Genomic DNA, 18,375 nt, shown 5'->3' with positions numbered 1-18,375 from the left:
GTCGTCAGGCCTCCCCGCCGGCGGTGCCGCTGGTGCCGGCGGTGACGTCGTGCAGTTGGTACCGATCGATTGCCTGCTGGACCACGCCCGGGTCGACCTCGCCCCGACGGGCCAGGGCCTGCAGGGTGCGGACGACGACCGACGGGCCGTCGATCTTGAAGAACCGGCGAGCCGCGGCACGGGTGTCGCTGAAGCCGAAGCCGTCGGCACCGAGCGTCAGGTAGTCGCCGGGCACGTACTCGCGGATCTGGTCGGGCACGGCCGCCATGAAGTCGCTGGTGGCGATGAACGGACCCTCGGAATCCTTGAGCTTCTCGGTGACGTAGGGCGTCTTCGGCTCGTCGTTCGGGTGCAGGAAGTTGTGCTCTTCCGCGGCCAGGCCGTCGCGACGCAGTTCGGTCCAGCTGGTGACGCTCCAGACGTCGGCCGCGACGTTCCAGTCGTCGGCGAGCAGCTGCTGGGCCTCGAGCGCCCACGGCACACCGACGCCGGATGCGAGCAGCTGGGCACGGGGGCCCAGGTTCTCGGCGTCCTTCAGTTTGTAGATGCCGCGCACCACACCGTCGACGTCGAGCCCCTCGGGCTCGACGGGCTGGGCCATCGGCTCGTTGTAGACGGTGATGTAGTACATGACGTTCGGGTCGGAGTGCGAGGCGTTGCCGTGCTCGTCGGTGCCGTACATGCGGTCCATGCCCGACTTGACGATGTGGCCGAGCTCGTAGCCGAAGGCCGGATCGAACGAGACGACCGCGGGGTTCGTCGAGGCGAGCAGCGGCGAGTGGCCGTCGGCGTGCTGGAGGCCTTCGCCGGTCAGCGTCGTGCGACCGGCCGTGGCGCCGATGATGAACCCGCGGGCCATCTGGTCGCCGGCGGCCCACATGGCGTCGCCGGTGCGCTGGAACCCGAACATCGAGTAGAAGACGTAGACCGGGATGAGCGGTTCGCCCTGCGTGGAGTACGAGGTGCCGACGGCGGTGAAGGCCGCGAACGCGCCGGCCTCGTTGATGCCGACGTGGATGATCTGGCCCTGCGGGCTCTCTTTGTAGGCGAGCAGCAGTTCGCGGTCGACCGACGTGTAGTGCTGGCCGTTCGGGTTGTAGATCTTGGACGTCGGGAAGTAGGCGTCCATGCCGAAGGTGCGGGCTTCGTCGGGGATGATCGGCACGATGCGGTGCCCAAAGTCGGGCGAGCGCAGCAGGTCTTTCAGCAGGCGGGCGAACGCCATCGTGGTGGCGACCTCCTGCTTGCCCGAGCCCTTCTTGACGACGTCGTACGTCTTCGCCTCGGGGACGGCGATCTGCGTGTACTTGCTGCGGCGCTCGGGCACGTAGCCACCGAGCGCGCGACGACGCTCTTGCATGTACTGGATCGCGTCGTCGTCCTGACCGGGGTGGTAGTACGGCGGCAGGTACGGGTTCTCGTCGAGCTGGGCGTCGCTGATCGGGATGCGGAGCTCGTCGCGGAACTGCTTGAGGTTGTCGAGCGTGAGCTTCTTCATCTGGTGGGTCGCATTGCGGCCCTCGAACGATTTGCCGAGGCCGTAGCCCTTGACCGTCTTGGCGAGGATGACCGTCGGCTGGCCCTTGTGCTCGGTCGCGGCCTTGAACGCGGCGTAGACCTTGCGGTAGTCGTGGCCGCCGCGCTTGAGGTTCCAGATGTCGTCGTCGGAGTAGTCCGCGACGAGCTCGAGGGCGCGCGGGTCGCGGCCGAAGAAGTTGTCGCGGACGTAACCACCGCTCTCGGCCTTGTAGGTCTGGAAGTCGCCGTCGGGCGTGGTGTTCATGAGGTTGAGCAGCGCGCCGCTCGAGTCGTTCGCGAGCAGGGAGTCCCACTCGCGACCCCAGACGACCTTGATGACGTTCCAGCCCGCGCCGCGGAAGAACGACTCGAGCTCTTGGATGATCTTGCCGTTGCCGCGCACCGGGCCGTCGAGGCGCTGCAGGTTGCAGTTGATGATGAAGTTGAGGTTGTCGAGGCCCTCGTTGGCCGCCACCTGGAGCTGACCGCGGCTCTCGACCTCGTCCATCTCGCCGTCGCCGAGGAACGCCCAGACCTGCTGGTCGCTGGCGTCCTTGATGCCGCGGTTCGTCAGGTACTTGGCGACCTGTGCCTGGTAGATCGCGTTGATCGGCCCGAGGCCCATCGACACGGTCGGGAACTGCCAGAACTCGGGCATGAGGCGCGGGTGCGGGTACGAGCTGAGTCCGCCGGAGGCGTGCGACTTCTCTTGGCGGAAGCCGTCGAGCTGGTCGGTGCCGAGACGGCCCTCGAGGTAGGCGCGGGCGTACATGCCGGGGGAGGCGTGGCCCTGGAAGAACACCTGGTCGCCGCCGCCAGAGTGGTCCTGACCGCGGAAGAAGTGGTTGTTGCCGACCTCGTACAGAGCGGCCGACGAGGCGTAGGTCGAGATGTGTCCGCCGACGGAGATGCCGGGGCGCTGAGCGCGGTGCACGGTGATCGCCGCGTTCCAGCGGACCCACTTGCGGTAGCGGCGCTCGAGCTCTTCGTCACCGGGGAACTCGGGCTCGTCTTCGGGGGCGATCGTGTTGACGTAGTCCGTCTTGGGGACCATCGGCACGCCCAGGTGCAGCTCGCTCGACCGGGTGAGCAGGCTCTTCATGATCTCGCGGGCACGTTCGTGACCCTGCGCCTTCACGAGAGCGTCGAGCGACTCGCGCCACTCGGCGGTCTCTTCGGGATCGCGATCGGCCTTGTCGACCGTGTACGGGTCCTGATCGTTAACCGTCACCCTTGACCTCAATCATCTGTGTGGAGCAGCCGTCTCTTGGAGGGCCACCGCGTGGAGTGGACAAACAGATGTCAGGCCCGTCGTGCCCGGGTTCCGAGACGTACTCCGCCTGACGCGACCACTCTAGTTGCCCCGACCGACACAGGCTCGGCGCCCGCTGGGAACGCCCGGCCGTGCCCCCGCTTGAAATCCGACGCGTGAGGCGTAGGATCGGCGATCGTGTCAGTCGCCGACCGCCCGGGTCGACGCGAAAGGAACGCACCCATGGCTCTGGAGAACGCCATCCAGGCTCCCGACTTCGACCTGCCGAACCAGTTCGGCGAGCGAGTGCGGTTGAGCGACTTCCGGGGCGTCAAGCCCGTGGCCCTGGTCTTCTTCCCCCTGGCGTTCAGCAGCACCTGCACCAAAGAGCTCTGCACGTTGCGCGACAACCTCGCGATGTTCCAGGACCACCGCGTCGAACTGCTGGTCGTCTCCGTCGACTCGAAGGCGACGCTTCGTGCGTTCGCCGAGGAGAAGGGCTACGACTTCACCCTGCTGGCGGACTTCTGGCCGCACGGTGAGGTCTCGAAAGAGTACGGCGTCTTCCTCGAGAACAAGGGTTTCGCGACCCGCACGACCTTCCTGATCGACGTCGACGGCGTCATCCGCGAGCACTTCGGCACCGAGCCCGGCCAGGAGCGTTCGCTCGCCGACTACCGCGCCGCGCTCGACCTGCTCGTCCCCGTCACGGCCTGAGGCCTCGGGCGACGGACCAGGAGGCGCGGGTCGGCTCGCTCACCCGCTAACCTGTACTCGCTCGCCCGGGTCACCCGGCGCGAGGGCCTTTAGCTCAGTTGGTAGAGCGCCACGTTTACACCGTGGATGTCATCGGTTCGAGCCCGGTAGGGCCCACCATCGAAAGTCCTGGTCAAGATCCTTTTGGCACGGCCCAGGTACTCTGCCGCAACCTAGGCCCGCGTTCCGTGTTGGTGTGGTGTTGGTGGAGCCCCACCGCAGTCCCTCAACCATGGGACGCGGGCGACTGCGCCCGGAGGATCGGGGTGAGGCCGTGGGGCTTTTGGTTCGGTTAGCGCTCAAGCCCCTGAGCCCGCGCGGATCGCTGAGCGTCAGTGGGTGACGGAGACCTGAATCACTCGCGGTTCCTGCCCGAATGCCGGTGTTGGCGGCTACGTAAATCTCTGGTGGCCGGGGCGGCCTTGGATCGACGAGGTGATCTCCCGTCGGGCTTCGTATTGTGGCCGCCCGCAAGTCGGTCGTTCATCGGGACACATGCTCGGACCGAATTCGACCGACGGAGGTCAAGTGCCGTCTGGCCTGCGGATTCGCGTATGCCTGTCCCGCAAAAATGCCCGGTGATGGGGGTCTAAACGCTACAGTCGTCGGATGCTCATCGGATACGCCCGCGTCTCGACCTCCGGCCAGGATCTTGCTGCACAACGCGATGGTCTCAAAGCACTCGGTGTTAGCGATGAACACGTTCATGTTGACCATGGATTGTCTGGGACGACTCGAGCGCGACCGGGTCTGCGGGAGGCGCTGGCCGCGTGCCGTGCCGGCGACATCCTCGTGGTGACGAAGCTCGACCGCCTCGCCCGGTCGCTACGAGACGCGACGGACATCGCGGACGAGCTCACCAAAAAGGGTGTCTCGCTGAATCTCGGGGGAGCGGTCTACGACCCCACTGACCCTGTCGGCCGGCTGCTGTTCAACGTCCTCGGCATGGTGGCCGAGTTCGAGGCCGACCTCATCCGTGCACGCACTCGTGAGGGCATGGCGATCGCGAAGGCTGCCGGCAAGCTCCGCGGCCGAAAGCCCAAGCTCACCGCGTCACAAGAGAAGCACCTAGTTCAGCTCCACCGCACCGGCGCCCACACGACCAGCGAGATCGCCGAGCTCTTCGGCGTCGCCCGTTCGACGGTTTACCGCGCTATTCAGCGAGGCGGGCAGGAGAAAAGCGACTGACTCGATGCTGCTGCCTGCTGCGTAATCGACGCCCAAATGGTTTTTAGCCGGCGACGTGCCTGGTGTGGTGTTCATGCCTGCGGCTGTTGCTGGCAAATGACAGCGGTGTAACTACCACGGACGGCGGCGGCACCGAGCATTTGGCTATCAGCGGGCCGCTACGGGGTCCCCAGCGGCCTACCCCGGGGTCCTTAAGCAGATGAGTCCAAATGGATCCTCATCGGCGCATATCGCTAATGACGGCGGATGTCGGTAGAATGGAGGACATAACTAAACAGCCCCGATCCGCGGCAACGCGGTAGGCGCTGAACGTGGATCGGGGCTAGGTGTCTTTGGACGGACATCCTGACCTTACGGGCTCCGAAGCTCGGACGCGAGTTGCACGCGCCATCGCAACTTGACAGATCTGCTGACCAAACGGTGAGTGAAGGATCAGGTGGCCGCCACGGCCGACATCGACTCGTCTAAGGCGACAATTGCCTGTCTTCGCTGACCCGATGCCCAAAACTGGGTAGATCGGTTGCAGCACATGACCTCTGTAAGTGACCTTCTCGACGATGTTCGAGATCAAATCGAAGCGGATGACGACGCCCTCGCGGAAACCCGCGCTCGCCTCGCTTTCGCCCGTTCCTGCGGAGCGAGCTTCTACGGCGCCCTCCGCACTTATCGCAGCGGCTCCCTGGCCGTTCACTCCATGAACGCCCCTGTCAGCGATGGGGACGGCGGTGTGGTTCTAAACCGGAATTACTACCCGGGCCTTGGCCCGGAAGGAACCGGGGAGGAAGCACCGGCCGACGTCGTTGAGGAGCTTCGCGTTCACCTTGGGCCGTTGATCTGCGAGCGATACCCGAACGCGACCATCGGAACGTCGAAGCGGGGGCCGATGATCCGTTTCGGCCAGCCCTTGCCCGACGGATCTGACCCCACCGTCGACCTTGTGCTTGCCCTGACGCGTAAGGACGGCGCCGGAATTTGGATTCCGAACCTCGACGAAGACGCGTGGGACGCCTCCCACCCGGAGAAGCACTGCGAGCTGTTCAACAGCGGCGCCACTGCCTTCCGATCCACTCGACGGAAGATCACCCGACTGGCGAAGGCGTGGAACAAGCAATGGGGTACTCCCGGCGCTTCCTCCTTCGAGATCTCTGTCTGGGCGTACGAGTTTGTCGAACCTGGCCTGGGCATGGCGAAAGGGCTTTGGACACTTTTCGACAGCGCCGCCTCTCGCCTGGAAGACGGTGAACCCACTCCCGACCCGGCCGGAGTGTCGGCTGATCTGCACCTAGAGATCGAGGCCCACGTCATGGCCAGGCGCCTCCGCACAGCAGCGGACCGGCTGGCAGAAGCCTTGGCCGCCGAGAGCGATGACGACATCGCCGACGCAGTCAGCGCCGTTTTCTGGAAGTACCTCGACAGCCCGGAAGCCTCGACGTCGGGTCTGGCCGCGGCAGCAGCAAAGGTCCGCAAACCGACAACAGCCGCCGCGCTCGGCCTCGGAGTCGCTGCCACCACGACAGGGGCCAGCATCGCTCGCGCCTACGGCGGCGAAGCGTGAAGAAGCGCCGAGGATGGCAACCACTTCCATGGTTTGCCCGCCCGGCGCCTCGAATTCGTTTTATCCGTGACCTCGGGGCGGTCGCCGCGACAGCGGCATCCCGAAGCGCTGCCTACCCGGGCGGCTTTCACATCGAGTTGACTTTGCATCCGGATGGCATCCCACCACGGCAAGTTCGAATCGACTTTGCAGTCGGCTCGCCTGACGTTCCCCGCGTTCTTGTTGATGGCCCCGTAGATTCTCCTCATCGATACCCCGACGGCAGCTTGTGCATGTGGTATCCCAGCGACCCGCGAACAAATCGATGGGTCCCACAGGATGGCAGCGCCGACCTGATCACACGAATCGCGGTGCACCTCATCCGAGAAGCTTGGTGGCGGAGAACCGCAGAATGGATCGGAGCAGAAGTCGTCCACGGCCGGTCCGACCCACATAACGATCCACGACGGTCCCCTGAAAACAAGAGGTGAGCTATGTGCGTTGACAGCTTTTGGGCCAGCGCTCTGACCTGGCTGGCCGGCGACGGAGCTGCGACGATTATTGCGGCTGTTCTCGGCGCCGGCGTCGTCGTTGCTGGCTACGTTGTGCAGCAGCGCGCCGTCCGTCGTGAACGCCGTGCTGCGATCTACAGCGAAGCCATCCGTGCAGTTGAGGACTACCTCGAGGCGCCGTTCCTTGTTCTCCGCCGTGAGGAAACCAAACCGGCTCTGCGCGAGCTCACGACCCACATCAGCGACATCCAGTCCCGGATCGCCTACTACAGCGCTCTGCTCCGTGTGAACGCACCCCCGAATATCGCCGGTGAGTACATCGCACTCATAGCCGCGGCCCGAAGAGAGGCCGGCACAGCTATGACGGCAGCCTGGAACACCGACCCGATCCGACGTGGTGCTGATGTGCCGCTTGGAAGCCGGTTCGAGCGGGGCGACAGCGATGCAGCGCTGACGCGCCTCATCTCAAAAATGCGTTAGCAGTGTGGCGGCGTAAACGATGGCGGCGATATGTCCTAGTAGGGGATCGCTCACCGGGATCAAATTCGGACTGACCTAGGAAGGCGCCCAGAGCGCACTGGCCGCGTGGGATTGACGAGCTTTCGCGGCTGATCGACGACCGACCGCTCTAAGCAGCGCTTGAAAGCGAGTGCAGCATGGAGGCGCCCAAAGCAGCGATTGGTCCGGAAGGAGCAATTCCAACCGGCACATCTGTGATGAGGGCGTCGACAAGGGGTGAGGTGAAAGCCCACTCGGCCAACTTGGCTCGCACGGGGTCGAGAATGACGTCTCCGAGGCTGCTGAGTCCGCCGCCAATGGTGATCTCTTGAACGTCAAAGCTCAGCAAGAGCAACCGAACGGTCGCAGCGGCACCCTCAACAAGGTCCGCGAAAATAGCTCGAGCAAGAGGGTCTCCCTCACGAGCTGCAACCTCGATCTCGAGAACTGGGAACTGACCCTAAGAGACGACATTCTCGCGACGCTCTCTTCGACTACCGGAGGAACCGGGCGGATGCACGAATCATTTGACCCGGACCACCCCGAGGACTTCACGCGACCCTGGTTCTCGTGGGCCGATGCCATGTTCTGTGAGCTTGCTCTTCGCTACGCAGACATCTCCTTCAGCACGAGGTAGCTAGCCGAGTCGGCGTAGTCGGAGGCTCATCGACTTCGGTGGCACCCTGGTAGAGGCCTCGTCCGCCGGTGCGGAAGGCAACCCTCGGATAGTTGCGATCGCCGTCCAACTGGTTAGCGGCCTCTCCGAGCAGCTGGCCGAGGTCGTGCGGCACGGCGTCGGACACGCGGTCGGTTACAGACTTCGTTATCGAGGTCGTGAGGCGGGTCCCGGACCACTCGCCAACAAGAACGGGACAGCCATGAACAGCACCGCCAAGAACGGAACCCCAATGAGTTACGGTGCACAAGTAGACGTGAAGCGAGACGCATTGCGACGCCAATGGGCCCTCTTTGCCCTCTTCTTCGTGCCAGGGATCAGCATCTCGTCGTGGGTGACGAGAACGCCCGCTATCAGGGATCTCCTCGAAGCGTCGACGGCGGAGATTGGGCTGGTCCTGTTAGGGCTCTCTGCAGGTTCCATGATCGGCATTTTGAGCGCCGGTCCTCTCGTCGCCCGCTTCAGCACGCGCCCGGCCATGGTGGTCGGAACGACTCTCATCGTGCTGAGCATGCCCACCATCGGCGTCGGCGCATCAGTGACGCAGAGCGGCATCGTGACTGCGGGCTTGCTCCTGTTCGGTCTCGGGATGGGGGGACTCGAGGTTGCCCTGAACGTCGAGGGCGCCGACGTTGAACAGGCTTTGGACAAACCCGTTCTTCCTGCCCTGCACGGCTCGTTCAGCCTCGGCACGTTCGTCGGTGCCGTCGCCGGGATCGTCTTCACGGCCACCGAGTACCCCGTCCTGAACCACCTCCTCATCGTCAGCGCCATAGACCTGCTCATCCTCGTCGTCGCCATCCGCCAGATCGCCCCCGGCGTCGGCAAGACAGACCGGAAGGCCGGAGCGTCAGGCATGGCACCCGCCGGTGGGCTGCGTGCGTTGGTGCGCGACGGGCGCCTCCTGATCATCGGCGCGGTGGTGCTCGCGATGGCCCTGGCCGAAGGAACTGCGAACGACTGGCTGCCCCTGGTCATGGTCGACGGGCACGGCTTCGACGCCGCCCTCGGGTCCGCGATCTACGCGGTGTTCGCCGCGTCCATGACCATCGGACGATTCGGCGGCGGCTGGTTCATCGCACGCTACGGCCGCGCCGCCGTCCTCTGCGCAAGCGCAGTCGCTGGCGCCGCCGGGCTTGCCGTGGTGATCTTCGTCGACAACCAGGTCGCCGCTGGCGCTGCCGTCGTCCTCTGGGGACTCGGCGCCTCGCTCGGATTCCCGGTCGCCCTCAGCGCAGCCGGCGCCTCTGGCCCGAACAGCGCCGCACGGGTCTCCTTCGTCGCAACACTCGGATACGTCGCCTTCCTCGTCGGCCCCCCGGTGCTCGGTTTCCTCGGCGAGCACTACGGTCTCCGCGACGCCCTCATCGTGCCGCTCGCACTCGTCGTGGCCGCAGCGTTCATCGCACCGCAGATCGTCCGGCGTCGGGTACAACTGCATGACTCGAGCACTCGATGAGGAGTCGCCAGCTTCGGCCTTCGGGGTGGGAACACACTGCCAAAACCCGAGCGAGTGCACGTATTTCGCTAGCGTGACCGCATGACGATCTCCATCCCCAGCATCGAGACTCCGTTCCGACCGTTCCCCGACGACCGCTGGTCGGTGGATGCTGCCTCAGGCAGCATCAGCGTGTCCAGCATCCCGGGCACCGACATCTTCACCGATCCGGGCGGCGACGACGGCGGCCAGGTCACCTCGTCGACGCTGCACAACGCCGCAACGCTCCTCACCGACGCTCCCGCCGGCGACTTCCAGCTCAGCGCGCGCGTCCGCGTGCGCTTCGCCGGCACGTTCGATGCCGGCGTGCTCTTCCTGCGTTATGACCTCGAGACGTGGGCGAAGCTGTGCTTCGAGTTCTCGCCACGCGGGGAGGGCATGATCGTCAGCGTCGTCAACAACCTCGTGTCGGACGACGCCAATGCCTTCACCGTCGACGGTGATCACGTGCACCTGCGTGTCTCTCGGAAGGGAAAGGTCTTCGCCTTCCACGCGTCCCTCGACGGCGAACGATGGATGCTGATCCGCGCGTTCGCACTCCCAAACCACGACAAGCCGTTGGAGCTCGGGTTCGAGGCCCAGTCGCCCCAGAGCGACGGCTGCGACGTTGTGTTCGAGGGCCCACGCCTCGTCGAGAAGACCATCATCGACTTTCGCGACGAGTCGTGAGCCACCGCTCTGCTCGCTGCTGATCACCGTTCATGTCATCGAAGCTGCACCTATAGCGCTCGTTTCCGGGAAATTCCTCGAAGAGGGTGCCGATCTGAAAATAAGGCTCTAGCCACGACGACTAAGAAGGAACCGCCTGCGGAGGGTGCGTGTTGATCATCGCCGTACCACTCCGCCGAGCGGCTCTGTCAGCTGCCCTGGAGCGCCCGCAACGCGCGCAGGTGAACCGCTGCCCACGAGCGGAACGGTTCCCACGCCGCGGTGATCTGGTCAGTTGACCGGTCGTCGCCGTAGAGCCTTGTGATCTCGTCGCTCAGTTTGGCTTCGTGGCGTGGCAGCACGTCGGGGAAGTTCGCTCCGCGGATGACGACGAGCTCGGCCGAGAACGGTCCCATTCCGAGGATGCTCTGCACCTGGTCAAACGCGTCAGTCGGCTGCAACGAGCGCAAATGTGACCCGGCAAGCTGGCCGTCGAGAGCGGCTGCGGCGATGGCGTGCAGGTACTCCGTCTTGCGGTCGGGCAGATCGGGTGACGCTGCGAGCAGGGCGGTCGGAGACGGGAAGGCTCCGTCATCGCCGAGCTGCTGCGTGAGTCGTGTCTTGACGGCGGCCGCCTGTGGGATGTGGAGGCGTCGTGACAGGACCGTCCACACGGCCGCCTCATAGGGCGAGAAGAAGCCGCACGGCCGGAACCCGGGCAGCCTGGCCTGCGCATCAGCGATGACCCCGTCGCGCGCGGCGACGTCGGGCCAGCCGCGCCCGTCGATGTCGATCGACAGCAGCCGACGGACCTGGTCAGTCGCGGCATCGAGATCCCCCGGGCCCTCGACGACGATGCGGACGGACGGCCCCTCCTGGGTGACGACGGCATCCACTCGTTGCCAGTCCGCATCGCAGAGAAAGACGGTGTGGAGGCCCTCGGCCTTCGTCCGAGACACGAGCTTGTTGGGGGTGAAGCCCTCCCAGAACTCCTTGCTGGTGGTGAGCGACCAGGGCCCGACGATCTCGTGGACGGTCTCGAGTCGAGTCATGTCTCAGGCCTCGCCGGTCGAGCGTTCTCCGAAGAGGCGAGCCTCCCCTTCGGAGTAATGGCTGTTGACGCTCATGTGCTCGGCGAAGCGCTCGTCGTCGAACGCCGCGGTCAGGTCGCCGGCCGAGCGCCACTGCACGTACTCGATGATCCGATCGCTCCGGAGATCACGGAAGAAGCTCGTCGAGACAAAGCCGTCGAGGTGCCGGATGTGATCGCGCGTCTCGCTCTCGTTGTACTCGCCAATCCACTCCTGCTTGCCGCTGACGGGCGTCATCGTGATGATCTCGTGTGCCGGCTCGGACTGAGTCCTCATCGAGTCGAGGCGTTTCCCGCTGTCCGGGCTCGCAGTCACCGTGGTGCTGAACTGGTAGACCCCGTCGTCGAGAATGAGCCCGTCATGGAGCTCGCTGTCGAGCTGAGCGCGGCGGAGTTCTGCGGCGAAGCTCTCCGCGTCGCTGCTGCTTCGCCAGAGGAGCAGTCCCAGGAGGAGTTCGCTGTCCGGGGCGGAGGGCGGACCGAGCACGCGGCCCTGCGTCAGCCAGATCGCTCCGCCGTACCCTTGCCGCGGCCGTGCAAGCGCCCCGGCGGACGTCGCGAGGGCAGTCCACTCGCCCTCCGCGGCCCCTCGGGCTGTGTCTGCATTCACCATGATGACGAAGGGCGCCTCATCGAAGTCGATGCTGTCCATGTCGGTCTCGTCTGCCTTCTTCTGTCGGGAGTGATCGTCGTGCTCGTCGAGCAGTGACTGCGAGTCGCCTCGTCGGTGCGGGCAAGGGGTGGCACCCGGCGAGCGAGGAGCCTGATGCCCCGTCAGTGCACTGGCACTGCCGTCTCCGTGTCGGACCCCTGGGGCAGCAACTCGGACTTCGAGCCGCGGATGAACACGGCTGCGATGACCGCGGCGAGCACCAGTCCGATGGCCGCGGCCAGGAACGCCGCCGCGTAGCCGCTCGTGAAGGCGTCGAGTTCGGACCCGCCCCCGGCGTAGTCGGCCACGGTCGAGGCGTAGAGAGCGGTGAACACGGACAGGCCGATCGACCCGCCGATCTGCAGCGCGGAGTTCAGCGTGGCCGATGCCGCACCCGCGTCCTGCGGCTCGACGCCCGTCAGTGCGAGGTTCTGCAGGGGGACGAAGACGAAGGCCATGCCGAGACCCAGCACGATCAAGCCCGGCAGCACCTGTGCGGCGTAGGAGCCGTCGGCCGTGATGCGGCTGAGCCAGGCGAGTCCGATGGCCGAGATCAGAGGCCCGCCGATCATCATGGGGCGCGGGCCGATGGTGGACAGCAGCTTCGTCGCGACCGGCACCACGACCATGATGCTGAGCGTGATCGGCAGCGTCGCCAGGCCGGCGGGAAGAGGGTCCATCCCGAGCACGATCTGGAGGTGGAAGGACACGTACAGCAGGGCCCCGATCATGACGCTGCCGACGATCATCTGGACCAGGAACGCTCCACCTCGAACGGAGTCCGCGACCACGCGGAGCGGCAGCAGGGGCTGAGCCACACGGCTCTCGATCACCACAAAGAGCACGAGCAAGCCGGCGCCCAGAGCCAGGAACCCGACCGTCTGGATCTGTCCCCAGCCGCTCTCGGCGAGGGTGAATCCGTACACCAGCGAACCCAGTCCGAGCGTGACGGTGACAGCCCCCAGCAGGTCATAGCGGTTGTCGCCCTCGGTCTTGGACTCCTTCACCAGCAGCATGCCGCCGATAAGTCCCGCGATGACGAAGAACACGTTCACGAGCAGGCACCAACGCCAGGTGGCGTACTCAGTGAGCACGCCGCCGAGGACGAGTCCCACGGCCGCGCCCGCACCCGCGACCGCTCCGAACACGGCGAACGCAGTGTTCCGCTCGCGGCCGCTGGGGAACGTCACCGTCAGCAGAGCCAGGGCGGCCGGGGCCAGCAGGGCAGCGAACACGCCTTGGAGACCGCGAGCAAGAATCAGCTCAGAACCGTTCTGGGCCAGACCGCCGAAAGCGGAGGCAAGGCCGAAACCGAGCATGCCCATCAGGAAGGTGCGCTTGCGGCCCCAGTAGTCAGCGACGCGACCGCCCAGGAGGAGGAGTGCACCGAAGGCGAGGGCGTAGGCAGTCACGACCCACTGGCGCTCGATGTCGCTGAGGCCGAGTTCCTGCTGCGCCTGCGGCAGAGCGATGGTGACGATAGTGCCGTCGAGCACAACGACGAGCTGAGTGAGCGCCAAGACGACGAGCGCCCACCAGCGCTTGGCAGATGCAGATGTGCGGGATGCAGTCCGCGATGACACAGACATAGGGAAACCTCCGGGCTTCGATTGGGAACGCCGGAGGTTTTCAGCCCCGGATCAACTGCGCTCGCGCGACGGGTTGACCACACCGATGTAAATCGGTCAGAAAATCATTGTAACTCGAATCGGCCTCGTCTGTCAGGAACTGCTAGCCGCATCATGGGCTCAGATGTGGCCCTCGGTGGCGCGGATCTTCTGGGCTCGAGGAGTCAGGCACGCCTTCGGAAATGATGGAGAGGGGTCGGAGCTTGACGACCGACCGTAAGCAGGGACCTGGGGCTCCTTCATCGACTTGGGGCGGCGAGCGAGATGCCGTCGATCGCCGCGTGAGCAATGCGTCTGCGTGTTGCCGTCTCGACTCCTGCCTTCGCTAGCGCTTCGAGGCCACGGTGCGTCGCGAGGACGACACCCCCGAGGGCCTCGGCGTCTGCGGTGGGGTCGACGAGGCCGGCGCGTTGAGCTTGCTCGACGAGCTGGTGGCAGCTGTCGAGTAGGGAGTTGTGGGTGTCGAGCGAACGCGCGGCGATCGCGTCGTCCTCGGACGCGAGCTCTGCAGTGCCCTTAGCGAGCAGGCAGCCATATCGATCTGTGCCGAGCGTTGAGAGCAGCCACCCACGCAGCCGTTCGAGGGACTCCTCTTCGGGCCCGTCGATGAGATTGGAGATCGACGAGGATGCGCCGGCGCAGTAGTCATCGAACACACGCTGGAACAGGGCCTGTTTGTCACCGAAGGCGCCGTAGAGGCTGCCCTTGCTCAGGCCAGTTGCCCGTGACAGTTCATCCACGGACGTCCCATGAAATCCGGTCTCAGTGAAGCGCCGCTTGGCGGCATCCAAGACGTCTGCTTCCTCGAAGTTCCTTGGTCGTGCCATGCCACCACTTTACGGCGATCTGGACATTTGGTCCAGAACCCGTATTGTGGACTGTGTGTTCAGAACTATTGCAGACCCCGACCCGTCTGAGTTCGCCGGGAAGCGAGTCGTCGTCACTGGCGGATCGCGCGGCATCGGTGCAGCCATCGTCCAACGTTTCCTCGACGGCGGCGCCACAGTTGTCGCAACTGCACGGAGCGCCACTTCCGAGACGCCACCCGCGGCGAGCTTCATCTCAGGCGACATCTCGAGCAACGATGGCGTCCGGGCCTTCGCGTCCGGTGCCCTTGATGCTCTTGGCGGCGTCGACATCCTGATCAACAACGCCGGGGCGGCCCGTGCCTACCCCGAGGGCATCGACTCCATCCCGGACGAGGAGTGGCAGGACGCCCTTGATCTCAACTACCTCTCTGCGGTGCGACTCACAGGAGCGCTCCTGCCCGCCCTCCGCGAGGCCGGCGCGGGCAGCGTGGTCGTGAACATCTCGTCCGGTACTGCGCTTAGTCCGCAGGGGCCCACGGCCCACTACGGCGCCGCGAAGGCTGCCCTTGCCAATTACGGCAAAGCCCTGGCTTCCGAGCTAGCCCCTGCTGGTATCCGTGTTCTCACCCTCACCCCCGGGAACGTCCTGACACCAGGCGCTGACGCCATCCGACAGGCCATCGCCGACACCATGGGCGTCACTCTCGAGGCAACGACCGCGGGCGTGCCCCTAGGCCGCGCAGGGGACCCGCGCGACGTCGCCGAAGCCGTGGTCTACCTTGCCTCCGACCGGGCCCAGTGGGTCACGGGAACAAATCTCGTCGTCGACGGCGGGGAGCTCCCCACCTTTTAAATACGGGACTCTCAGCCTGTGCCCGACGCTGCCGCCGCACCGTCCTGCAGCGCTGCGCTGCGCTGTGACTTCGACGAGTCCAAGCGCACGTACCGAACCCTCAGACCGCCCCCACAGAACCGACAGGATCCTCATGACTGCCAACGCTGATGCCCGCCGCGAAGAGATCGCGAAACGGTACTTCCGCCTAGCTGACGCTGGCGATCCCGCCATCGTCGACCTCTTCACGGACGACGCCCAGATGTTCTATCCGAAGTTCGGCTACGCCCGCGGCAAAGCGCAGATCGGTGCCTTCGCCGGCGGTCTCGGACGCGGAGTCGCGTCCCTGCGCCACGACGTCGACGGGTTCACGGTCATCTCGGCCGGCGACCATGTCGTCGTCGAGGGAACCGAGCGCGGGACGACCACCACCGGCGTCGAATTCCCCGACGACAAATCCTCGTTCGGGCTCTTCTGCAACGTGTTCGAGTTCGAGGGCCTGTTGATCAAGCGAGTCCACGTCTACGTCGACCCTGATTTTGCCAACACTCACACTCAGGGCGTCGAGTGGGGACAGTCAGTTCAAGCGGACGTCGCAGCTCTCTAACCCCGCGAGAAGAACTGAGGGGGCAGGCGGTCACGGCCATCTGCCCCTCGATCTTTTCGTGCAGCGCTCGACGAGCGGCCTGCCGCGACACCGGTTGAAGCGGAGCACATTCCGCATGCAAATTTAGGGATTACCATGATCATGATCGCCGGACACGTCCACCTTGACCCCGCTGATGTCGACGAGTTCATGGTGGACGCGCAAGCCACCTACCCGGTCGCCGCCGCCAACCCCGGCAACGTCCTCCTCAGCTTCGCAGTCGACAACGCGGAGAAGGGCACCGTCACGGTGCTCGAGGAGTGGAAGTCCACGGACGCCCTAGCGGCGCACCTTGCCACACACCAGGTCCAACAGATCTTCGTCAAGTGGACCGCGCGCATGCGCAACGAAGTTCGGATGTTCGACGCGACGAACGAGCGGGACCCCAGGGCATAACGCGACTTCCTCGGGGGCGTCTCGTCGTCGTATGCAATCCTGTGCCGGTTTCCTGCGATGGCCACGATTACATGTCGGCGGCGAGGTTCGGTCCGATGGTGCGCATGGAGATCATGTGCACAGTGCGGCTGCTGATCCGGTATCCGCCGTTCGCGGGGACGAAGATGTCGTCGTACCAGGCGTTGGCGATGGTGCCAGTGATGTTGTCGGCCTGGAAGACAACGGCGTCGCCGTAAGTACGGGCGGTGAGTTCGCCAGTTGCCGTGCGTGTGGTGACGGTGTTGCTCATACGGTGCAGGGTCCGGCCGGCGGGTTCGTGGGTGTCACGCATGAAGGTGGTGAAGGTGTCGCCACTTGGCCACGAGGCGAAGCCGAAGTCGATGACGGCGTCATCAGCAAAGGCGGTGCGGAACAGGTCCCAGTCCCGAGTGTCGATGCCGGTCGCGTAGCGGTAGACGGCGTCGAGGACTGCGAGCCGCTCCTCGACGGTGACGACGGGCTCCGCGCTTATGGTTTCGGTGGTCATTCTCTCTCCAATTGGTTCGCCGACCGGGTCCGGCCGGGTGGGAAGGATGCAAGAACCGTCGGCGCAGAGCATGCCGGCGGCCAGGGCAATGAGCGGGCTTGTCATACGCGCAAGTTGTGAAGCAGGGCCACCAGCTGCGGGGTCTCGAGCGCACCGGGCACCGCGTAGGTGCCGTTCAGGACGGCGAAAGGGACTCCTCGGACTCCGAGCGCGGCAGCCTCCGCGCTGTCGGCGTCCACTGCGACGGCGTAGGTGCTCGCAGTGAGTGCGTCGTGTGCCCGCCGGGCGTCGAGGCCGGCCTCTGCGGCAAGCTCCGTAAGGGCGTCGATAGTGCCGATGTGACGGCCCTCGGCGAAGTAGGCGGCGAAGAGGCGGTCTCGCATCGGCTCGTCCTGCCCCATGACTGCCGCATGGTGCATGAGCTGCAGTGCCAGATAAGAATTCGTGGGCCGGATGCGTTCCGGCTCGTACGGGAGCCCTACGGCGGCCGCGACGGCACGCATTTCACCGAATGCGCGTGCCTGGCTGTCAGCGTCCATGCCTCGCGCACTAGCCAGATATTTCTTTGCATCGAATTCGATCGGGAAGTCGGGCTGCAACTCGAACGAGCGGTAAGTCAACTCGACGGCACCGTCGTATTGGGCAATCGCCTCACGCCACCGGGCGTCACCGATGTAGCACCACACGCACTGCACATCAGACCAAATTTGCACTCGCACCGTTTCTGCCACGACTCGCTCCCTAGCTCTACATCCGGTAAAGTGGGGGGGCACGCCGGTTAGTCCAGCATAAGTGGTGGGTCGCCCCGTTTACAAGAGGGGCGATGTGATCAAGAAAGGAAGTGGGGGATGGCAGAGCAGCCACGCCCGTTGCGCGCAGATGCGCAGCGCAATCACGACTTGATCGTCGCGGCCGCGTCCGCCGAGTTTGCGCGTGTTGGCTCGGAGGCGTCGTTGGAAGAAATCGCACGGCGCGCAGGAGTCGGATCGGCGACCCTGCATCGAAGGTTTCCGACGCGGCGCGATCTCGTGCAAACGGTGTTCGCCGAGCAGATACGACAGCTCTGCGACCGCGCCGTACCGCTCTCGGAGGAGCACACCCCCATGGCTTCGCTACGGGCCTGGCTCGTCGAGGTGGCCGTGTACAGTGCTCAGGCCCGCGGCCTCGCCGACACCATTCGATTCGATGATGCCGAGCCTCCGGACGGGTCGTGCGAGGCCGGACTTGCCGTCACTGCGGCGGTACTAGTGCGACGGGCACAGGATGCAGGGTCTATGCGCGCCGCCGTCTCCGCCTTGCAGCTTCTCACTCTCGTGAATGGAATCTCCATCGCGGCGAAAGACCACTCCGACCCAGCTGCGTCTGCGTCGTCGCTCACCCTCCTCGCGCTGGATGGAATCGCGACCCGTTAGTACGGGCGCCGCTGGTGGCACGTGCGGCCTACTGCTTGCCTTCAGCCACCCGGCTCGGAGTGGACCCAAGGAAGTCGCTTCACCGGGTCTGTCTTGAGCGTGTCCGCGTGTCCGCGTGTCCGCGTGTCTCGCCGACGAGACACAAAATCGATGGGCCCGTCGCGAGCTGACGTGTGACGATGTGGCTGCCGAGGTTTACCGCGTGCATCCATTGGTCATTTATGTCGGCCGACGTCACCCACAGACGCTCGTTTTCGGGTGCCCGATAGAGGATCGGCCACCGAGACTCGGCCGCGATGTTGGT

The 18,375-nt window shown here is 65.2% G+C and carries 19 protein-coding genes and 1 tRNA gene; 12 read left to right on the top strand and 8 right to left on the bottom strand.

The window, feature by feature from the left end; genetic code table 11:
* Positions 1 to 4: 4 nt before the first annotated feature.
* Positions 5 to 2,749 (bottom strand): pyruvate dehydrogenase (acetyl-transferring), homodimeric type, encoded by a 2,745-nt coding sequence (gene aceE / locus BIV04_RS02080; RefSeq protein WP_055972479.1) that lies wholly within the window; start codon positions 2,747 to 2,749, stop codon positions 5 to 7.
* A 264-nt stretch (positions 2,750 to 3,013) separates the two neighbouring features.
* On the opposite strand from aceE, the gene BIV04_RS02075 reads away from it, so the two are divergent.
* The 5 genes from BIV04_RS02075 (at position 3,014) to BIV04_RS02055 (ending at position 7,240) form a co-directional block, all read left to right on the top strand.
* Positions 3,014 to 3,487, top strand: coding sequence for a peroxiredoxin (locus BIV04_RS02075; RefSeq protein WP_043592615.1), 474 nt, complete (start codon positions 3,014 to 3,016; stop codon positions 3,485 to 3,487).
* Between the two features lie 83 nt (positions 3,488 to 3,570).
* A tRNA-Val gene (locus tag BIV04_RS02070) sits at positions 3,571 to 3,646 on the top strand.
* A 489-nt stretch (positions 3,647 to 4,135) separates the two neighbouring features.
* Positions 4,136 to 4,714, top strand: coding sequence for a recombinase family protein (locus BIV04_RS02065; protein WP_071253722.1), 579 nt, complete (start codon positions 4,136 to 4,138; stop codon positions 4,712 to 4,714).
* 529 nt (positions 4,715 to 5,243) lie between these two features.
* Positions 5,244 to 6,269, top strand: coding sequence for a hypothetical protein (locus tag BIV04_RS02060; protein WP_071253720.1), 1,026 nt, complete (start codon positions 5,244 to 5,246; stop codon positions 6,267 to 6,269).
* A gap of 473 nt (positions 6,270 to 6,742) precedes the next feature.
* Positions 6,743 to 7,240: a hypothetical protein gene (locus BIV04_RS02055; RefSeq protein WP_071253718.1), complete on the top strand. Its 498-nt coding sequence runs from the start codon at positions 6,743 to 6,745 to the stop codon at positions 7,238 to 7,240.
* Positions 7,241 to 7,388: 148 nt separating this feature from the next.
* Here BIV04_RS02055 and BIV04_RS17490 read toward each other — a convergent pair whose 3' ends face one another.
* Positions 7,389 to 7,697 (bottom strand): ROK family protein, encoded by a 309-nt coding sequence (locus tag BIV04_RS17490; RefSeq protein ID WP_143048560.1) that lies wholly within the window; start codon positions 7,695 to 7,697, stop codon positions 7,389 to 7,391.
* Between BIV04_RS17490 and BIV04_RS17360 the strand changes: the two genes are divergently transcribed.
* From BIV04_RS17360 to BIV04_RS02045, 3 genes are all read left to right on the top strand, one after another.
* Positions 7,587 to 7,895 carry a glycoside hydrolase family 125 protein gene (locus BIV04_RS17360; protein ID WP_255364113.1) on the top strand — a complete coding sequence of 103 codons (309 nt, stop codon included), beginning with the start codon at positions 7,587 to 7,589 and terminating at the stop codon, positions 7,893 to 7,895. The two genes, BIV04_RS17490 and BIV04_RS17360, sit on opposite strands and share 111 nt — an antisense overlap.
* Positions 7,896 to 8,136: 241 nt before the next feature.
* Positions 8,137 to 9,393 carry an MFS transporter gene (locus BIV04_RS02050; RefSeq protein WP_255364112.1) on the top strand — a complete coding sequence of 419 codons (1,257 nt, stop codon included), beginning with the start codon at positions 8,137 to 8,139 and terminating at the stop codon, positions 9,391 to 9,393.
* A gap of 81 nt (positions 9,394 to 9,474) precedes the next feature.
* Positions 9,475 to 10,101, top strand: coding sequence for a DUF1349 domain-containing protein (locus tag BIV04_RS02045; protein WP_071253714.1), 627 nt, complete (start codon positions 9,475 to 9,477; stop codon positions 10,099 to 10,101).
* 188 nt (positions 10,102 to 10,289) lie between these two features.
* Here the strand turns inward: BIV04_RS02045 and BIV04_RS02040 are convergent, their stop codons facing one another.
* The 4 genes from BIV04_RS02040 to BIV04_RS02025 form a co-directional block, all read right to left on the bottom strand.
* The gene (locus tag BIV04_RS02040; RefSeq protein WP_218141785.1) at positions 10,290 to 11,039 is read right to left on the bottom strand and encodes a DNA-3-methyladenine glycosylase; all 750 of its coding nucleotides are present in this window, start codon (positions 11,037 to 11,039) and stop codon (positions 10,290 to 10,292) included.
* Between the two features lie 96 nt (positions 11,040 to 11,135).
* Positions 11,136 to 11,822: a hypothetical protein gene (locus BIV04_RS02035; protein WP_071253711.1), complete on the bottom strand. Its 687-nt coding sequence runs from the start codon at positions 11,820 to 11,822 to the stop codon at positions 11,136 to 11,138.
* Positions 11,823 to 11,944: 122 nt separating this feature from the next.
* A complete protein-coding gene (locus BIV04_RS02030) occupies positions 11,945 to 13,342 on the bottom strand; it encodes an MFS transporter (RefSeq protein WP_255364111.1) in 1,398 nt (465 codons plus the stop codon).
* Positions 13,343 to 13,689: 347 nt separating this feature from the next.
* Positions 13,690 to 14,277, bottom strand: coding sequence for a TetR/AcrR family transcriptional regulator (locus tag BIV04_RS02025; protein WP_071253707.1), 588 nt, complete (start codon positions 14,275 to 14,277; stop codon positions 13,690 to 13,692).
* A 55-nt stretch (positions 14,278 to 14,332) separates the two neighbouring features.
* Between BIV04_RS02025 and BIV04_RS02020 the strand changes: the two genes are divergently transcribed.
* From BIV04_RS02020 to BIV04_RS02010, 3 genes are all read left to right on the top strand, one after another.
* Positions 14,333 to 15,112: an SDR family oxidoreductase gene (locus BIV04_RS02020; protein WP_071253705.1), complete on the top strand. Its 780-nt coding sequence runs from the start codon at positions 14,333 to 14,335 to the stop codon at positions 15,110 to 15,112.
* A 133-nt stretch (positions 15,113 to 15,245) separates the two neighbouring features.
* Complete coding sequence (locus BIV04_RS02015) at positions 15,246 to 15,698, top strand: nuclear transport factor 2 family protein (protein ID WP_071253703.1); 453 nt, start codon at positions 15,246 to 15,248, stop codon at positions 15,696 to 15,698.
* A 135-nt stretch (positions 15,699 to 15,833) separates the two neighbouring features.
* A complete protein-coding gene (locus BIV04_RS02010) occupies positions 15,834 to 16,133 on the top strand; it encodes a putative quinol monooxygenase (RefSeq protein ID WP_071253701.1) in 300 nt (99 codons plus the stop codon).
* A 67-nt stretch (positions 16,134 to 16,200) separates the two neighbouring features.
* Here BIV04_RS02010 and BIV04_RS02005 read toward each other — a convergent pair whose 3' ends face one another.
* Together BIV04_RS02005 and BIV04_RS02000 are read right to left on the bottom strand one after the other, a co-directional pair.
* Positions 16,201 to 16,659, bottom strand: a complete 459-nt coding sequence (locus BIV04_RS02005; RefSeq protein WP_071253697.1) for a nuclear transport factor 2 family protein — start codon at positions 16,657 to 16,659, stop codon at positions 16,201 to 16,203.
* Positions 16,660 to 16,760: 101 nt separating this feature from the next.
* Positions 16,761 to 17,390 (bottom strand): DsbA family protein, encoded by a 630-nt coding sequence (locus BIV04_RS02000; RefSeq protein ID WP_071253695.1) that lies wholly within the window; start codon positions 17,388 to 17,390, stop codon positions 16,761 to 16,763.
* Positions 17,391 to 17,507: 117 nt separating this feature from the next.
* Here BIV04_RS02000 and BIV04_RS01995 point away from each other — a divergent pair, with 117 nt between their 5' ends.
* The gene (locus BIV04_RS01995; RefSeq protein WP_071253693.1) at positions 17,508 to 18,071 is read left to right on the top strand and encodes a TetR/AcrR family transcriptional regulator; all 564 of its coding nucleotides are present in this window, start codon (positions 17,508 to 17,510) and stop codon (positions 18,069 to 18,071) included.
* The last annotated feature ends 304 nt before the right edge of the window (positions 18,072 to 18,375 follow it).

Origin of the sequence: Frigoribacterium sp. MCBA15_019 (assembly GCF_001864945.1) — a bacterium.
Lineage (GTDB): Bacteria > Actinomycetota > Actinomycetes > Actinomycetales > Microbacteriaceae > Frigoribacterium.
The sequence above is the reverse complement of the archived record's forward strand: the minus strand, read 5'-3'. Positions and strand labels throughout refer to the sequence as shown.